This window comes from Acinetobacter sp. ABJ_C5_2, from assembly GCF_044538485.1.
Taxonomy (GTDB): domain Bacteria; phylum Pseudomonadota; class Gammaproteobacteria; order Pseudomonadales; family Moraxellaceae; genus Acinetobacter; species Acinetobacter nosocomialis_A.
Genome location: NZ_JBIUCS010000003.1, coordinates 42874 through 57471, shown reverse-complemented (window position 1 = coordinate 57471; position 14598 = coordinate 42874). Strand labels below are relative to the sequence as shown.

Annotated in this window: 25 protein-coding genes and 2 pseudogenes; 22 read left to right on the top strand and 5 right to left on the bottom strand. The window is 42.0% G+C overall.

Going from position 1 to position 14598, the window contains the following annotated elements; translation table 11 throughout:
* Positions 1-104: 104 nt before the first annotated feature.
* The 5 genes and pseudogenes from ACH8JV_RS05355 to ACH8JV_RS05335 form a co-directional block, all read right to left on the bottom strand.
* Entirely contained in the window at positions 105-542 is a 438-nt protein-coding gene (locus ACH8JV_RS05355) for an Rrf2 family transcriptional regulator (protein WP_145849729.1), read from the bottom strand.
* 85 nt (positions 543-627) lie between these two features.
* Positions 628-1392, bottom strand: coding sequence for a globin domain-containing protein (locus ACH8JV_RS05350; protein WP_263614656.1), 765 nt, complete (start codon positions 1390-1392; stop codon positions 628-630).
* Positions 1393-1394: 2 nt separating this feature from the next.
* Positions 1395-1513 (bottom strand): annotated as a pseudogene (locus tag ACH8JV_RS05345) (hypothetical protein).
* Between the two features lie 24 nt (positions 1514-1537).
* A complete protein-coding gene (locus tag ACH8JV_RS05340; RefSeq protein WP_396520048.1) occupies positions 1538-3073 on the bottom strand; it encodes a helicase HerA-like domain-containing protein in 1536 nt (511 codons plus the stop codon).
* 43 nt (positions 3074-3116) lie between these two features.
* Positions 3117-4307, bottom strand: coding sequence for a PLP-dependent transferase (locus ACH8JV_RS05335; RefSeq protein ID WP_396520046.1), 1191 nt, complete (start codon positions 4305-4307; stop codon positions 3117-3119).
* 168 nt (positions 4308-4475) lie between these two features.
* Here ACH8JV_RS05335 and ACH8JV_RS05330 point away from each other — a divergent pair, with 168 nt between their 5' ends.
* From ACH8JV_RS05330 to rplO, 22 genes and pseudogenes are all read left to right on the top strand, one after another.
* Entirely contained in the window at positions 4476-5204 is a 729-nt protein-coding gene (locus ACH8JV_RS05330; RefSeq protein WP_396520044.1) for a type 1 glutamine amidotransferase, read from the top strand.
* 252 nt (positions 5205-5456) lie between these two features.
* Entirely contained in the window at positions 5457-5768 is a 312-nt protein-coding gene (gene rpsJ, locus ACH8JV_RS05325) for a 30S ribosomal protein S10 (RefSeq protein ID WP_000070912.1), read from the top strand.
* A gap of 57 nt (positions 5769-5825) precedes the next feature.
* Complete coding sequence (gene rplC, locus ACH8JV_RS05320) at positions 5826-6464, top strand: 50S ribosomal protein L3 (RefSeq protein WP_263614652.1); 639 nt, start codon at positions 5826-5828, stop codon at positions 6462-6464.
* An 11-nt stretch (positions 6465-6475) separates the two neighbouring features.
* Positions 6476-7078, top strand: a complete 603-nt coding sequence (gene rplD / locus ACH8JV_RS05315; protein ID WP_002049755.1) for a 50S ribosomal protein L4 — start codon at positions 6476-6478, stop codon at positions 7076-7078.
* Positions 7075-7395 (top strand): 50S ribosomal protein L23, encoded by a 321-nt coding sequence (rplW, locus tag ACH8JV_RS05310; RefSeq protein WP_002049693.1) that lies wholly within the window; start codon positions 7075-7077, stop codon positions 7393-7395. The genes rplD and rplW overlap by 4 nt, the downstream gene beginning before the upstream one ends.
* An 11-nt stretch (positions 7396-7406) precedes the next feature.
* Positions 7407-8231, top strand: coding sequence for a 50S ribosomal protein L2 (gene rplB, locus ACH8JV_RS05305; protein ID WP_002049686.1), 825 nt, complete (start codon positions 7407-7409; stop codon positions 8229-8231).
* Between the two features lie 13 nt (positions 8232-8244).
* Positions 8245-8520, top strand: coding sequence for a 30S ribosomal protein S19 (gene rpsS, locus ACH8JV_RS05300; protein WP_001138119.1), 276 nt, complete (start codon positions 8245-8247; stop codon positions 8518-8520).
* A gap of 11 nt (positions 8521-8531) precedes the next feature.
* A complete protein-coding gene (gene rplV / locus ACH8JV_RS05295; protein ID WP_001982638.1) occupies positions 8532-8861 on the top strand; it encodes a 50S ribosomal protein L22 in 330 nt (109 codons plus the stop codon).
* A 1-nt stretch (position 8862) separates the two neighbouring features.
* Positions 8863-9679: pseudogene (gene rpsC, locus ACH8JV_RS05290) on the top strand (30S ribosomal protein S3).
* Positions 9619-10032 carry a 50S ribosomal protein L16 gene (gene rplP, locus ACH8JV_RS05285; protein WP_002049688.1) on the top strand — a complete coding sequence of 138 codons (414 nt, stop codon included), beginning with the start codon at positions 9619-9621 and terminating at the stop codon, positions 10030-10032. Before rpsC ends, rplP begins: the two are co-directional and overlap by 61 nt.
* The gene (gene rpmC, locus ACH8JV_RS05280; RefSeq protein ID WP_000849928.1) at positions 10032-10229 is read left to right on the top strand and encodes a 50S ribosomal protein L29; all 198 of its coding nucleotides are present in this window, start codon (positions 10032-10034) and stop codon (positions 10227-10229) included. The genes rplP and rpmC overlap by 1 nt, the downstream gene beginning before the upstream one ends.
* Entirely contained in the window at positions 10226-10483 is a 258-nt protein-coding gene (gene rpsQ, locus ACH8JV_RS05275) for a 30S ribosomal protein S17 (RefSeq protein WP_001291845.1), read from the top strand. Before rpmC ends, rpsQ begins: the two co-directional genes overlap by 4 nt.
* A 92-nt stretch (positions 10484-10575) precedes the next feature.
* On the top strand, positions 10576-10944 hold the full coding sequence (gene rplN / locus ACH8JV_RS05270; RefSeq protein ID WP_001982634.1) for a 50S ribosomal protein L14: 369 nt from the start codon (positions 10576-10578) through the stop codon (positions 10942-10944).
* Between the two features lie 9 nt (positions 10945-10953).
* Entirely contained in the window at positions 10954-11271 is a 318-nt protein-coding gene (rplX, locus tag ACH8JV_RS05265) for a 50S ribosomal protein L24 (protein WP_002049703.1), read from the top strand.
* A gap of 15 nt (positions 11272-11286) precedes the next feature.
* A complete protein-coding gene (gene rplE / locus ACH8JV_RS05260; protein ID WP_044119300.1) occupies positions 11287-11823 on the top strand; it encodes a 50S ribosomal protein L5 in 537 nt (178 codons plus the stop codon).
* A 9-nt stretch (positions 11824-11832) separates the two neighbouring features.
* Entirely contained in the window at positions 11833-12138 is a 306-nt protein-coding gene (rpsN, locus tag ACH8JV_RS05255) for a 30S ribosomal protein S14 (RefSeq protein ID WP_002049689.1), read from the top strand.
* Positions 12139-12149: 11 nt separating this feature from the next.
* Entirely contained in the window at positions 12150-12545 is a 396-nt protein-coding gene (gene rpsH / locus ACH8JV_RS05250; protein WP_002049732.1) for a 30S ribosomal protein S8, read from the top strand.
* Positions 12546-12558: 13 nt separating this feature from the next.
* Positions 12559-13092: a 50S ribosomal protein L6 gene (rplF, locus tag ACH8JV_RS05245; RefSeq protein WP_004705382.1), complete on the top strand. Its 534-nt coding sequence runs from the start codon at positions 12559-12561 to the stop codon at positions 13090-13092.
* A 14-nt stretch (positions 13093-13106) separates the two neighbouring features.
* Entirely contained in the window at positions 13107-13457 is a 351-nt protein-coding gene (rplR, locus tag ACH8JV_RS05240) for a 50S ribosomal protein L18 (protein ID WP_002049741.1), read from the top strand.
* Between the two features lie 2 nt (positions 13458-13459).
* Positions 13460-13957 (top strand): 30S ribosomal protein S5, encoded by a 498-nt coding sequence (gene rpsE / locus ACH8JV_RS05235; RefSeq protein ID WP_001141025.1) that lies wholly within the window; start codon positions 13460-13462, stop codon positions 13955-13957.
* A gap of 6 nt (positions 13958-13963) precedes the next feature.
* Complete coding sequence (gene rpmD, locus ACH8JV_RS05230; protein WP_000849088.1) at positions 13964-14140, top strand: 50S ribosomal protein L30; 177 nt, start codon at positions 13964-13966, stop codon at positions 14138-14140.
* Positions 14141-14143: 3 nt separating this feature from the next.
* Complete coding sequence (rplO, locus tag ACH8JV_RS05225) at positions 14144-14584, top strand: 50S ribosomal protein L15 (protein ID WP_002049750.1); 441 nt, start codon at positions 14144-14146, stop codon at positions 14582-14584.
* The last annotated feature ends 14 nt before the right edge of the window (positions 14585-14598 follow it).

Genomic DNA, 14598 nt, shown 5'->3' with positions numbered 1-14598 from the left:
AATAACTTTTTAAATGAGAGGGCTCGCGCCTAGTATAAAGGAGCTTGGTTATTCTTGCTAATTTTCAGTAAGCTTGCTTGCAAAGATAAATAGAATTACGGGCACTAGATTTGTAAAAAGTCTATAGGTGAGGTGTTTGAAGCAGATTTAGGCTGTTGTAAGACTTCTCCCAGCGTATATTGGTCTAAACTTTGATAGAAGCTTTCTAAAGCTTGATCAAGAATTCCTTTTAAACCGCAATGCGAGCGTAGAACGCACGGTGGGGTGTTGCATTCAACAATTTGATGGTCACCTTGTAAAATTCGGACAATTGCACCGAGCTTTAAGTCTAATGCTTTGGGGTTTAAGCGAATTCCACCACCTTTACCGCGAATGGTGATAATCCACTCTTGTTTACCCATAAAATGGACAACCTTCACGAGATGATTTTGCGAAACATATAAATCTTGAGCGATTTCTGCAATTGTGTACGGCGCGTCACTTGGGCGAGCGACATACATTAATATTCGCAAAGCATAATCGGTAAATTTATTAAGTTGCATGATCACCAAAAACTAAAGGTTAAGAGGTTGATCATCTTAGCCTGAAAGTCTAAAGAATAAAACTTTCAGGCTAGCGCTTTTTCAGTTACAGCGTTAAAGGGGCTGAAACTTGTACTTGATCACCCACTCTATAGTGTTCAAGCAAAATGTTCGAGACCGAAAACTCTGTATGGTTTTCTTCAGGTTGAACATCAAAATGATAAGTATTGTTCTCTTGAGCTTCTGTAAATTTAAAAGCTTTAGGTTGTTCGAGTTGTTGATCGGGAACTTGAACTTTTACTGAAATAAAAGCATTTGCTGGGCTAGTCAGTACATCTTCGTGGTCAGTCGCTTTTAACGTAAAGCGTTTGCCAGACTCAAGAGGATCAATTTGTGTAATTTCAAATGAACGCCAGCCAGCCCATCCACCTTTTAAGCTTTCAAGCTGCTCATACTTTTGTTTTTCAACACCAATTAAGATATCTGCCAACTGTAAGTAAGCTTGTTTCCACGCTTCAATGAGTTCTGATTCAAATGGAACATTTAAAACTTCACTAATTGAATGAAGTAAGTTGTCGCCCACAATTGCATATTGATCTGGCTGAATATCTAAACTCACATGCTTGGTGGTAATACGTTCAACTGCTTTAGCGAGCACTGTAGGATTTTCAATATTTTCAGCATACGCGAGGACTGCTGCTGCAAGAGCGCGAGGTTGGCGCAGGCTGGTCTGATCATCAAGATTAAATACGTTTTTTAATTCTGGGTTGTTATTCAACATACGCTTATAAAAGTATGTAGTCAGCGTAACGCCATGTTCACGTAATACGGGTACAGTAGATTTAACGAGTTCAATTTGTTGTGGAGTCATGGCTAGACCTTAATTATCTGGCTATATAAGATGTATTTAAAATACATCTTTAAAAAAATTGTGGCAATAGCTTTTTTACAAAAACCTTAAAAAAATTAAGGGATATTAAATCCCTTAAAATAAAATAATGATCTGGTTAAGTTTTTTATTTGCCAAATAATGAGCCGAGTAGCCCTCGTACCAATTTCTGTCCTGTACTGCCGCCTAAGCTTCGAGCAGCACTTTTTGCAAAAGTTCCAACAATATCTTGAGTTAGTTTTGCTCGTTCTCTTGCAGCACGTTCTTCTTCCTTCTGTTGGTCACGTGCTAAACGTTCTTGTTCCTTGGCTTGTTGCTTCGCTAAAGCTTCTTGCTCTTTGGCAAGCTCAGCATCCTGTTTTTGCTGCTCACGTTCAGCGACTTTATTTTGCAGCATTTCATAAGCGCTCTCGCGATCTACAGCTTGCTCATAGACGCCAGCAATAATACTTTGAGAAATCAGAGTCTTTCGTTCTTCAGGCGTAATAGGGGTAAAAGAAGAGTAGGGAGGCATGACCCAACCGCGCTCGACAATTTGTGGTGTACCTTGCTCATCTAGACAACTAATGAGTGCTTCACCTACGGCTAGCTGTGTAATCGCCTCATCCACTTTAAAATTAGGATTGGAGCGGAACGTATCCGCGGCGGTTTTTACTGCTTTTTGGTCTTTAGGTGTAAAGGCGCGTAGGGCATGTTGTACGCGGTTACCAAGTTGACCCAAAACACTTTCTGGTAAATCGAGTGGATTTTGAGTAATAAAGTAAATACCGACCCCTTTAGAGCGAATTAAACGTACAACTTGCTCAATTTTTTCTTGTAAAGCTTGACTGGCATTATCAAATAACAAGTGAGCTTCATCGAAGAAAAACACGAGTTTTGGTTTATCCATATCACCAACTTCGGGAAGTTGTTCAAATAACTCAGAAAGCATCCATAACAAGAAAGTAGCGTATAGCTTAGGTGTATTCATGAGCTTATCAGCAGCAAGAATGTTGATATAGCCGAGTCCATTAGCATCAGTTTGTATAAAGTCCAGAATATTTAAAGCTGGCTCTCCAAAGAATTGATCTCCACCTTGGTCGGCAAGAGCGAGCAAATTACGCTGAATCGCTCCTAAACTGGCTGGAGATAAATTGCCATATTCGGCTTTAAAGTCTGCCGCATGTTCACTCACAAATGTGATCATGGCTTTTAAATCTTTAAAGTCGACTAACAATAATCCTTGATCATCTGCGATGCGGAACACAGCAGATAAAACACCTTCTTGAGTGTCATTTAGATTAAGTATACGTGCTAATAAAATTGGACCAATCTCAGAAATAGTAGTCCGAATAGGGTGGCCTTGTTGCCCAAATAAGTCCCAAAAAATAACGGGATTGGCAGCAAAAGGAACACTATCAATTTGTAGAAGCTTTAAGCGTTCATTAAATTTATCTGAAGCCTCTCCAGCTTTTGCGAGGCTAGAAACATCACCTTTTGCATCGGCAAGAAAGACGGGAACACCGATTCGAGAAAAACTTTCTGCGAGCACTTTTAATGTGACTGTTTTACCTGTACCTGTAGCACCTGCAATTAGTCCATGCCGGTTGGCAAATTGAGAAAGCAAAACAATTTCTTTTGATGTGTCATTAATATTTTTAGCAATAACAATCGGTGTACCCATATATTTTTATCCCTTGGAGCGAGCCACTATTGATGTTGTCGTTTTACAAATGTTTCAGTGCACTTTCGATATCTTGAATTAAATCTTGCGGATCTTCTAGACCTATACACAAACGAACCAATAAACCTTGTTGTAAATGTGTATTCTCAAGTTTTCGCATCATTTTTAAATCATAAAGCATGATAAGGCTAACTGGTCCACCCCAGCTAAAGCCAAGTTTAAATAGCTTAAGAGCATCACAAAAACGACGTACTGCTGAAATGTCATAATCAGGTTTAAATATTACACTGACTAATCCTGCACTCTTACCTGTTGTGCAAATCTCTTGCCAATATTGATGGCCAGGGGAAGATTCATCACTCGGATGTAAAACTTGAGCAAACTGCGGCTGTTCCTTTAACCATTTCAGTAGTGTTTTAGCATTATTTGATTGTTGTTCATATCTTAACGACATGTGGGCAAGGCTACGTTGAACTTGAGCTGTATCATCGCCAGATACTGAAATTCCTAAAATGGCATGCATTCGGAACAAACGATGATGTAACTTCTCATCACGTGTTACAACACTTCCCATTAAAATATCACCACCACCACTTGGATATTTTGTTAGCGCATGAACAGTTAAATCTACTGACAAGTGCTCATCAGAGAAATCAAAAGCATTAAATGCAAGTCCAGCTCCCCAAGTATTATCTAAAGCAGTTGCAACTCCATGTGCCTTTGCTTTTTTAACTAACTCTTTAAGATCAGGGAATTCGAGAGTGACAGAACCTGCTGCTTCTATCCATAAAAGTTTGGTTTTTTCAGTTGGTCTAAAGCTTGAGGCATCAATTGAATTATAAACTTTGACGCTAACACCATATTGATCTTTTAAGTAGTTTAGATGCTCCAGATTTGGACCATATATATTGTCTGGTACCCAAACTTCATCCCCTGTTCCTAAAAAAGCAGAGTTAACTAGATTTATTGCAGATAACCCACTTGGTGCAAGTAAACAGTATGAACCACCCTCTATTTGGGCAATATTGTCGCCTAAGGTAAACGTTGTTGGTGTGCCGTGTGTACCATAACTGTAGTCATAAGGATTGGTCCAATGACGGTCAAAAAGGTGCGCAGTCGATTTAAAAATAATAGTCGATGCACGAAATAAGGGAGGTTGCACGGTCTCGATGAATTGAGGTGCTTTTCGTGGTGCATGAATGAGTCGGGTTTGGAAATTGTTATGCTTTTTCATGGGGCGCTATGCTTTAAATAATAAGATTAGATTAAGAGAAAACTCACTTATTCGCTAGATTTTTGATTAATTCTAAGATGTTTCGTTACTGCTGTAACATTCACTAAAAACTTGGCTTTATTTTTGCAAAGATCAAACCAACATTCTAACAACAATAGGTTTAAGCGCATGAAGTCGCATTTACGTGTTCACTATTTTCAACATATTGCTGGCGAAGGGTTTGGAAGCTGTTATTCATTTTTAAAAGCTCATCACGCCACTATTAGCTCTACGGAGTTCTTTGCACTTCCGGTTGATCGGTCACTTGAAATAGAAGCTTTACCACGAATTGAAGAGGTAGATTTACTATTAATCATGGGTGGAACCATGAGTGTAAATGACGAGGCAAACTATCCATGGCTTAAAATAGAAAAAAGATGGTTGCGTCGATATTTGGCGGCAGGAAAACCTGCTATAGGACTTTGCCTAGGTGGGCAGTTAATTGCAAATGCATTAGGTGCAGCTGTTAGTCGCAATCGTTACCAAGAACTTGGATGGTCGACAGTTCAAAGAGTTGCCAACTTACCCCAAGAAAGCTTTCCGCTACCTGAAGAAATCAATGTGATGCAGTGGCATAGTGAAACATTTGAAATACCTAAAGGCGCTATACGTTTAGCTGAGAACGTTGCTTGTCGTAATCAGATGTATCAGATTGGGAAAAATGTATTAGGTTTTCAATTTCATCCGGAAATGACACCAGCAGCTTTAGAACTCCTACTTGAAAATGAAGAGGAGCTATCTATTTTTGACGGTGAATATGTTCAATCGGCAAGAGAACTGCAATATTCGGAAGCACAAAAATTTGAACAGGGTAATCAACTCTTAAATAAAGCAATCGAGTTTGTAATAAATGCATAGAATGAATTACTCATACTCGGCTAAAGCAGGATTTGAACAAAAAATAGAAAAAGAGAATTGCATAAGACTTAAACAATCGTTATAATGAGCGACCCTCAAGAAGAGGGCATTTACTGCGAAGAAAGTAGTAAATGTGCATTACAGTCGTGGCATCGATCACGACCTTGGTGATTATCACTGCCTTTGACACTTACCAATAGGTGAGATGCGTCAAAGGTGATTCTTTATATATTTGGCTTGGAGTTTACTGGTATGTCTAACCAGAGAATTCGTATCCGTCTTAAGTCTTTTGATCATCGTCTGATTGATCAATCTGCTCAAGAGATCGTAGAAACCGCTAAGCGTACCGGCGCACAAGTTTGTGGTCCAATTCCGATGCCTACTCGCATCGAACGCTTCAACGTTCTTACTTCACCGCACGTTAACAAAGATGCGCGTGACCAGTACGAAATCCGCACCTACAAACGTTTGATCGACATCGTTCAACCTACAGATAAAACTGTTGATGCATTGATGAAGTTAGATCTTGCAGCTGGTGTTGATGTTCAGATCGCTTTGGGTTAAGGCTTTCGGTTAATTAACGATTAGTTAATTAGGCCGCTTTTTTAGAGGTTTATGCACATGGCTATTGGTTTAGTCGGTCGCAAATGTGGTATGACTCGCATCTTTACAGATGCTGGTGTTTCTGTACCTGTTACAGTCATCGAAGTCGATCCAAACCGCATTACGCAAATCAAAACACTTGAAACTGATGGTTATCAAGCTGTTCAAGTAACTACTGGTGAACGTCGCGAATCTCGCGTAACTAACGCTCAGAAAGGTCACTTCGCGAAAGCTGGTGTTGCTGCGGGTCGTTTAGTTAAAGAGTTCCGTGTTACTGAAGCTGAGCTTGACGGTCGTGAAGTTGGCGGTACTATTGGCGTTGATTTGTTCACAGTTGGTCAAATTGTTGACGTAACTGGTCAATCAAAAGGTAAAGGTTTCCAAGGTGGTGTTAAACGTTGGAACTTCCGTACCCAAGACGCTACTCACGGTAACTCAGTTTCTCACCGTGTATTAGGTTCTACAGGTCAAAACCAAACTCCTGGACGCGTGTTCAAAGGCAAAAAAATGGCTGGTCACTTAGGTGATGAACGCGTAACAGTACAAGGTCTTGAAATCGTATCTATTGACGCTGAACGTTCTGTTTTAGTTGTTAAAGGTGCAATTCCTGGTGCAACTGGCGGTGACGTAATTGTACGTCCTACCATCAAGGCCTGAGGGGAAATACCGTGAATTTGAAAACTGTTTCCGGCTCTGCTGTTGAATTGTCTGAAGTTGCTTTCGGACGTGAATTTAACGAGGCTCTTGTACACCAAGTTGTTACTGCTTACTTAGCAGGTGGTCGTCAAGGTACTCGTGCTCAAAAATCGCGTGCAGACGTTTCTGGCGGTGGTAAAAAACCATTCCGTCAAAAAGGTACTGGCCGTGCTCGTGCGGGTTCTATTCGTAGCCCTATCTGGGTTGGTGGTGGTAAAACTTTTGCTGCTCGTCCACAAGATTGGTCTCAAAAAGTAAACCGTAAGATGTACCGCGGTGCAATGCAATGTATCTTAGCTGAACTTGTTCGCCAAGATCGCCTTGTATTAGTTGAAGAGTTTGCTGTTGCAGCTCCAAAAACTAAAGAATTGCTTGCAAAACTTAACGACTTAAATGCTGCTCGTGCATTAATCGTTACTGACGCTGTAGATGAGAACTTATATCTTGCAGCACGCAACCTTCCGCATGTAGATGTGGTAGATGCAACTGCAATCGATCCTGTAAGCTTGATCGCGTTTGATAAAGTTGTGATGTCTGTAGCTGCTGCTAAGAAAATTGAGGTAGAACTCGGATGAACAACGAACGTATCTATCAAGTCCTTAAAGGACCAGTCTTCTCAGAAAAGGCACAAGTTTTAGGTGATACTGTTGGTGTTCAAGTATTTAAAGTAGACATCAATGCTACTAAGCTTGAAATCAAAAAAGCAGTTGAAAAACTTTTTGGTGTAGAAGTTGTTAAAGTTAACACAACTATTACTAAAGGTAAGACTAAGCGCTTTGGTCGTACATTAGGACGTCGTTCTGATGTTAAAAAAGCATACGTCACCCTGAAAGCCGGCCAAGATGTTGAAATGGCTGACTTGGGCGATACCGCTGAAAGCGCAGCGGAATAAGGACGAAAATTATGCCGATTCAAAAATGTAAGCCAACGTCTCCAGGACGTCGCTTTGTAGAGAAAGTGGTTCATGACCATCTTCACAAAGGCGCTCCTTACGCACCGTTGGTTGAAGCTAAAAAACGTACTGGTGGTCGTAATAACAACGGTCACATTACTACTCGTCACGTTGGTGGTGGTCATAAACAACACTACCGTATCGTTGACTTCAAACGTAACAAAGACAGCATCCCAGCTGTTGTAGAGCGTATTGAATACGATCCAAACCGTACAGCACATATTGCTTTATTGAAATATGCTGACGGTGAGCGTCGTTATATCATTGCACCTAAAGGTTTACGTGCTGGCGATAAAGTACAATCTGGTAACGATGCTCCAATTCGTCCAGGTAACTGCTTGCCACTTCGTAACATGCCGATCGGTTCTACACTTCATAACGTTGAACTTAAAATTGGTAAGGGTGCGCAATTAGCGCGTTCTGCTGGTGCTTCTGTTCAGTTGTTGGGTCGTGATGGTTCTTACGCGATTATTCGTCTTCGTTCAGGCGAAATGCGTAAAGTACACGTTGAATGCCGCGCTGTAATTGGTGAAGTTTCTAACCAAGAAAACAACCTTCGTTCATTGGGTAAAGCTGGTGCTTCACGCTGGCGTGGTGTTCGTCCTACCGTACGTGGTATGGCGATGAACCCGATTGACCACCCACACGGTGGTGGTGAAGGGCGTAACAAAGGTATTCAACCTGTAAGCCCATGGGGTCAAAAAGCTAAAGGGTACAAGACACGTACCAATAAGCGTACGACTAAGATGATTATTCGCGACCGTCGCGTCAAGTAAAGGAATCTGACTAATGCCTCGTTCTCTGAAAAAAGGCCCATTCGTCGATGCGCACTTGTTCGCTAAGGTTGAAGCGGCTGTTGCTAGTAACTCTCGCAAGCCGATCAAAACTTGGTCTCGTCGTTCGATGATCCTTCCAGATTTTGTTGGTTTAACAATCTCTGTTCATAATGGTCGTAATCACGTTCCAGTAATTGTTACTGAGCATATGGTTGGTCATAAACTCGGTGAATTCGCGCCAACTCGTACCTATCGTGGTCACGGTGTTGACAAGAAATCTAAACGTTAATAGGTGTCATGATGGAAGTAACTGCTAAATTACGCGGTGCCGCTATCTCGGCACAAAAAGCACGTTTGGTTGCAGATCTTATTCGCGGCAAATCTGTTGCGCATGCTTTAAACATCTTAAACTTCAGCAATAAAAAAGCTGCTGTTTTAGTAAAAAAAGCATTGGAATCTGCGATTGCAAACGCTGAACACAATAACAGTTTAGATGTTGACGATCTTAAAGTTTCTACGATTTACGTTGATGAAGGCATGAGCCTTAAACGTATTATGCCACGTGCTAAAGGCCGTGCAGATCGTATTACTAAGCGTACTTGTCACATCACCGTTAAGGTAGGGGTTTGATATGGGTCAGAAGGTTCATCCAATCGGTATCCGCCTAGGTGTTGTGAAACGTCATAACGCTAACTGGTATGCGAATCCGAAACAATACGCTGAATACTTGCTTAAAGATCTTCAAGTTCGTGAGTTTTTAACTAAAAAACTTAAGAATGCGATGGTAAGCAATATTCTTATCGAACGTCCATCAGGCGCTGCTAAAGTAACTATTAGCACAGCTCGTCCTGGTATCGTAATCGGTAAAAAAGGCGAAGATATTGAGAAATTACAGCGCGAACTTACCAGCATTATGGGTGTTCCAGCGCAAGTAAGTATCAACGAAATTGATCGCCCAGACTTAGATGCGCGTTTAGTTGCTGAAGCAATTGCTTCTCAATTAGAAAAGCGTGTTATGTTCCGTCGTGCTATGAAGCGTGCGGTTCAAAACACTATGCGTGCTGGTGCTAAAGGTATCAAAGTTGAAGTGTCTGGCCGTTTAGGTGGTGCAGAGATTGCTCGTACAGAATGGTATCGTGAAGGTCGTGTACCTTTACATACTTTACGTGCAGACATTGACTATGCAACTATGCGTGCAGAAACAACTTACGGTACGATTGGTGTTAAAGTTTGGATTTTCCGTGGCGAGATCTTAGGTGGCATGAAACAAGTCATGAACCCTGCTCCTGCTGAAGATCGTCCAGCTAAACGTGGTCGTGGTCGTGGTGAAGGTCAAGAGCGTCGTGGTCGTCGCGGTGACCGTGCTGCTGACAAGGGAGAATAATCCATGTTGCAACCTAAACGTACCAAATTCCGTAAAGTGCACAAAGGCCGTAACACTGGTCTAGCGCATCGTGGTAGTACAGTATCATTTGGTTCGATTGCAATTAAAGCAACTGAACGTGGTCGTATGACTGCGCGTCAGATTGAAGCTGCACGTCGTACTATTAGCCGCCGTATTAAGCGTGGTGGTAAAATCTTTATTCGCGTATTCCCGGATAAGCCAATTACTCAAAAGCCTCTTGAAGTGCGTATGGGTAAAGGTAAGGGTAGCGTGGAATACTGGGTTTGCCAGATCCAACCAGGTAAGATCCTGTACGAAATTGAAGGTGTGAACGAAGAGTTAGCGCGTGAAGCATTTGCTTTAGCTGCTGCTAAACTTCCGTTTAAAACCACTATCGTGACTCGGACGGTAATGTAATGAAAACTAAAGATCTACGTGAAAAATCGGTAGAAGAGTTGAAAGCTTTGCTTGATGAGCAACAGCTTAACCAATTCCGTCTTCGTATGGCGAAAGCAACTGGTCAGTTGGGTAAATCGCACGAAGTGCAAGTTGCTCGTAAGACAATTGCTCGTATTAAGACACTCCTTACCGAAAAACAGGGGAACGGACAATGAGTGAAAAAACAGTCCGCACGTTAACCGGCAAAGTCGTAAGTGACAAAATGGATAAATCTATTGTTGTTCTTATTGAACGCCGCGTTCAACACCCGTTGTATGGCAAGTCAATTCGCCGTTCAACTAAGTTACACGCTCATGATGAGAACAATGTTGCTAAAATTGGCGATGTTGTAACCATTAAAGAAAGCCGCCCAATTTCTAAAACTAAAGCTTGGACTTTAGTGGAAGTAGTTGAAGCAGCTGCTGAGTAATTCGACGTTCTTGTTGCATCATCGGTCAATTTCGAGTACTCTTTGAGCCTTTCGAAATTGTGACCGGTGATGCTCGGTTTTGGAGTAGGGCAATGATTCAAACCGAAACTATGCTCGACGTAGCAGACAACAGTGGTGCTCGCCGCGTACAATGTATTAAAGTACTTGGTGGTTCACATCGTCGTTATGCTTCTGTTGGCGACATTATTAAAGTTACTGTAAAAGAAGCAATCCCACGCGCACGTGTTAAAAAAGGTGACGTGATGAATGCGGTTGTAGTTCGTACTAAATTCGGCATTCGTCGTCCAGATGGTTCTGTGATCCGTTTTGATGATAATGCTGCAGTTATCTTGAACAACAACAAAGCTCCGATTGCTACTCGTATCTTCGGACCAGTGACTCGTGAACTTCGTACTGAACAGTTCATGAAAATCATTTCATTGGCTCCTGAAGTTCTATAAGAGGCAATCATGGCTAAGATTAAAAAAGGCGATCAAGTTATCGTGATCGCAGGTAAAGAAAAAGGCAAACAGGGTACTGTATTGTCTGTTTCTGAAGACCGCGTTAAGGTTGAAGGCCTTAACTTAGTGAAGAAGCATCAAAAGCCTAACCGTGTAACTGGCGCTGAAGGTGGTGTAGTTACTCAAGAAGCTTCGCTTCATATTTCAAACGTGGCAATTTTAAATGCTACAACCCAGAAGGCTGACCGTGTTGGTTACCAAGTGATTGATGGCGTGAAAACTCGCGTTTATAAATCAAATGGTGAATCAGTGGCGGTAGCGAAGTAATAGGTTGAAAAGGCAATGGCCAGACTTAAAGCACGTTACAACGATGAACTTAAAGCAAAGTTACAAGAAGAACTTAGCATTAAGAACGTGATGGAAATTCCACGCATCACAAAAATTACCCTAAACATGGGTGTAGGCGCAGCTGCAACTGATAAGAAATTATTAGATGGCGCTGTAGTCGACATGCAATTAATTGCTGGTCAAAAACCAGTAATTACACTTGCTCGTAAATCTATCGCAGGTTTCAAAATCCGTGATGGTTGGCCGATTGGTTGTAAAGTTACTTTACGTGGCGACCAAATGTACGAATTCTTGGACCGTTTGATCTCAATCGCAATCCCTCGTATCCGTGACTTCCGTGGTTTCTCTTCGAAATCATTTGATGGTCGTGGTAACTACTCAATGGGTTTGAAAGAGCAAATCGTTTTCCCTGAAATCGATTTCGACAAGATTGATCGTATTCGTGGTATGGATATTACTATTACTACGACTGCTCGCACCGATGACGAAGGCCGTGCGCTTATGCGTGCATTCGGCTTCCCGTTCAAATAAGAGGTCGATATGGCTAAGAAAGGTATGATTAATCGCGAATTGAAACGCGAAAAAACAGTTGCTAAATACGCTGCAAAACGTGCTGAATTAAAAGCTACGATTGCAAACGTAAATGCAAGTGAAGAAGAGCGTTTCGAAGCGATGTTAAAGTTACAAGCATTGCCACGTAATGCATCTCCGGTACGTCTTCGTAACCGTTGTGGTTTAACTGGTCGTCCTCATGGTTACTTCCGTAAGTTCGGTTTAAGCCGTAACAAATTACGTGACACAGTAATGCAGGGTGATGTACCAGGCGTTGTTAAGGCAAGCTGGTAAGGAGCGACTAAATGAGTATGCAAGATACCGTTGCCGACATGCTAACACGTGTTCGTAACGCACAAATGGCTAAGAAACAAACTGTTTCTATGCCTTCTTCTAAGTTGAAAGTTGCAATTGCAAACGTACTTCAACAAGAAGGTTATATTTCAAATGTAGAAGTTGCTCAAGAAGAGACAAAATCTACTTTGACAATTACTTTAAAATATTTCGAAGGCAAACCAGTTATCGAAATGGTTAAGCGCGTAAGCCGTCCAGGTCTTCGCCAATACCGTGGTAAAGATAAACTTCCAAGCGTTAAGCAAGGTTTAGGTATTGCAATTGTTTCTACAAGCAAAGGCATCATGACTGATCGCGCTGCACGTGCTGCAGGCGTTGGTGGTGAAGTTATTGCTTTTGTTTCTTAATAGGTGATTCCTCATGTCTCGTGTGGCTAAAGCCCCAGTAACTGTACCTAATGGTGTAGCAGTTACTCAGAACGGCCGGCAGGTCGAAGTGAAAGGCACTAAAGGTACATTGTCTTTCAACCTGCATGCGCTGGTCGAGCTAAAACAGGAAGAAGGTAAACTTCAACTTGCTCCAGTTAAAGAATCGAAAGATGCTTGGATGCAAGCTGGTACTGCTCGCGCTGTATTGAACAACCTTGTAAAAGGTGTTAGCGAAGGCTTCGAACGTAAGTTGCAGCTAGTTGGTGTTGGTTATAAAGCTGCGGTTAAAGGTACTGTTGTAAACCTTAACCTTGGTTACTCACACCCAATTGACTACGCTTTACCAGAAGGTGTAACAGCGGAAACTCCAACTGCTACTGAAATCATTTTGAAATCAGCAAACAAGCAGTTGTTAGGTCAAGTAGCGGCAGAAATCCGTGCATACCGTGCTCCTGAACCATATAAAGGTAAAGGTGTTCGTTATTCGGATGAAGTCATTCTTCGTAAAGAAGCTAAGAAGAAATAAGGCGCGAGGTTCTTATGAACGAAAAGAAACAATCCCGTTTGCGTCGTGCGAAAAGCACACGCTTGCACATTCGTGCATTGGGTGCGACTCGTTTGTGTGTAAACCGCACTCCGCGTCACATCTATGCTCAAGTTATTTCAGCAGATGGTGGCAAAGTTTTAGCGCAAGCTTCAACTTTGGATGCATCTTTACGTAGCGGTACTACAGGTAATGTAGACGCGGCTACTAAAGTAGGTGCTTTAATCGCAGAACGCGCGAAAGCAGCTGGTGTAACTAAAGTTGCATTTGACCGTTCTGGTTTTAAATATCATGGTCGTATCAAAGCCTTGGCTGATGCTGCTCGTGAAAACGGCTTGGAGTTCTAATCATGGCTAAAGTTGAACAAAACGAAGGTCTTGTTGAAAAGCTGGTTGCCGTTGATCGTGTAGCCAAAGTTGTTAAGGGCGGTCGTATCTTCTCTTTCACAGCATTAACTGTTGTGGGTGATGGTAATGGTCGTGTTGGTTTTGGTCGTGGTAAAGCACGTGAAGTTCCTGCTGCTATTTCTAAAGCACTTGAAGCTGCTCGTCGCAACATGATCACTGTAGACCTTGCTGGTACTACTTTACAACACCCTGTGAATGCTCGTCATGGTGCAAGCCGTGTATACATGCAACCTGCTTCAGAAGGTACTGGCGTAATCGCTGGTGGTGCAATGCGTGCCGTTCTTGAAGCTGCAGGTGTACATAACGTACTTGCTAAATGTTATGGTTCTACAAATGCTGCTAACGTAGTAAACGCAACTTTTAAAGGTTTGCGTGATATGACTTCTCCTGAGAAAGTCGCTGCGAAACGTGGTAAATCAGTAGAAGAAATTCAAGGGTAATCAATCATGAAAACGATTAAAGTTACCCAGACTAAATCTTCTTCACATCGCTTGAAAAATCACAAGCTTTGCTTACAAGGTTTAGGTCTGCGTCGTATTGGTCATACTGTAGAAGTGCAAGATACGCCTTCTAACCGCGGTATGATCAACAAAGTCTACTATATGGTTAGTGTAGAGGAATAAGCCATGACTCTGCGTTTAAATGAGCTTGCACCTGCAGAAGGTGCAAAACGTGAACACCGTCGTTTAGGCCGTGGTATCGGTTCTGGCGTTGGTAAGACTGGTGGCCGTGGTGTCAAAGGTCAAAAATCACGTAAAAGTGGTGGCGTTCGTCCAGGTTTCGAAGGTGGTCAAACAGCGATTTATCGTCGTTTACCTAAATTCGGTTTCACTAGCCAAATCGCTTTAAAAACTGCTGAAGTACGTTTGTCTGAGTTAACTAAAGTGGAAGGCGACATTGTTAGCCTTGAAACTTTAAAAGCTGCGAATGTTGTTCGTCGCGATCAAATTCGTGCTCGTATCGTGCTTTCTGGTGAAATCACTCGTGCATTCACTGTTCAAGGTGTTGCATTGACTAAAGGCGCTAAAGCTGCAATTGAAGCAGCTGGCGGTAAAGTCGAGGAGTAATCTCGAGTGTCTAT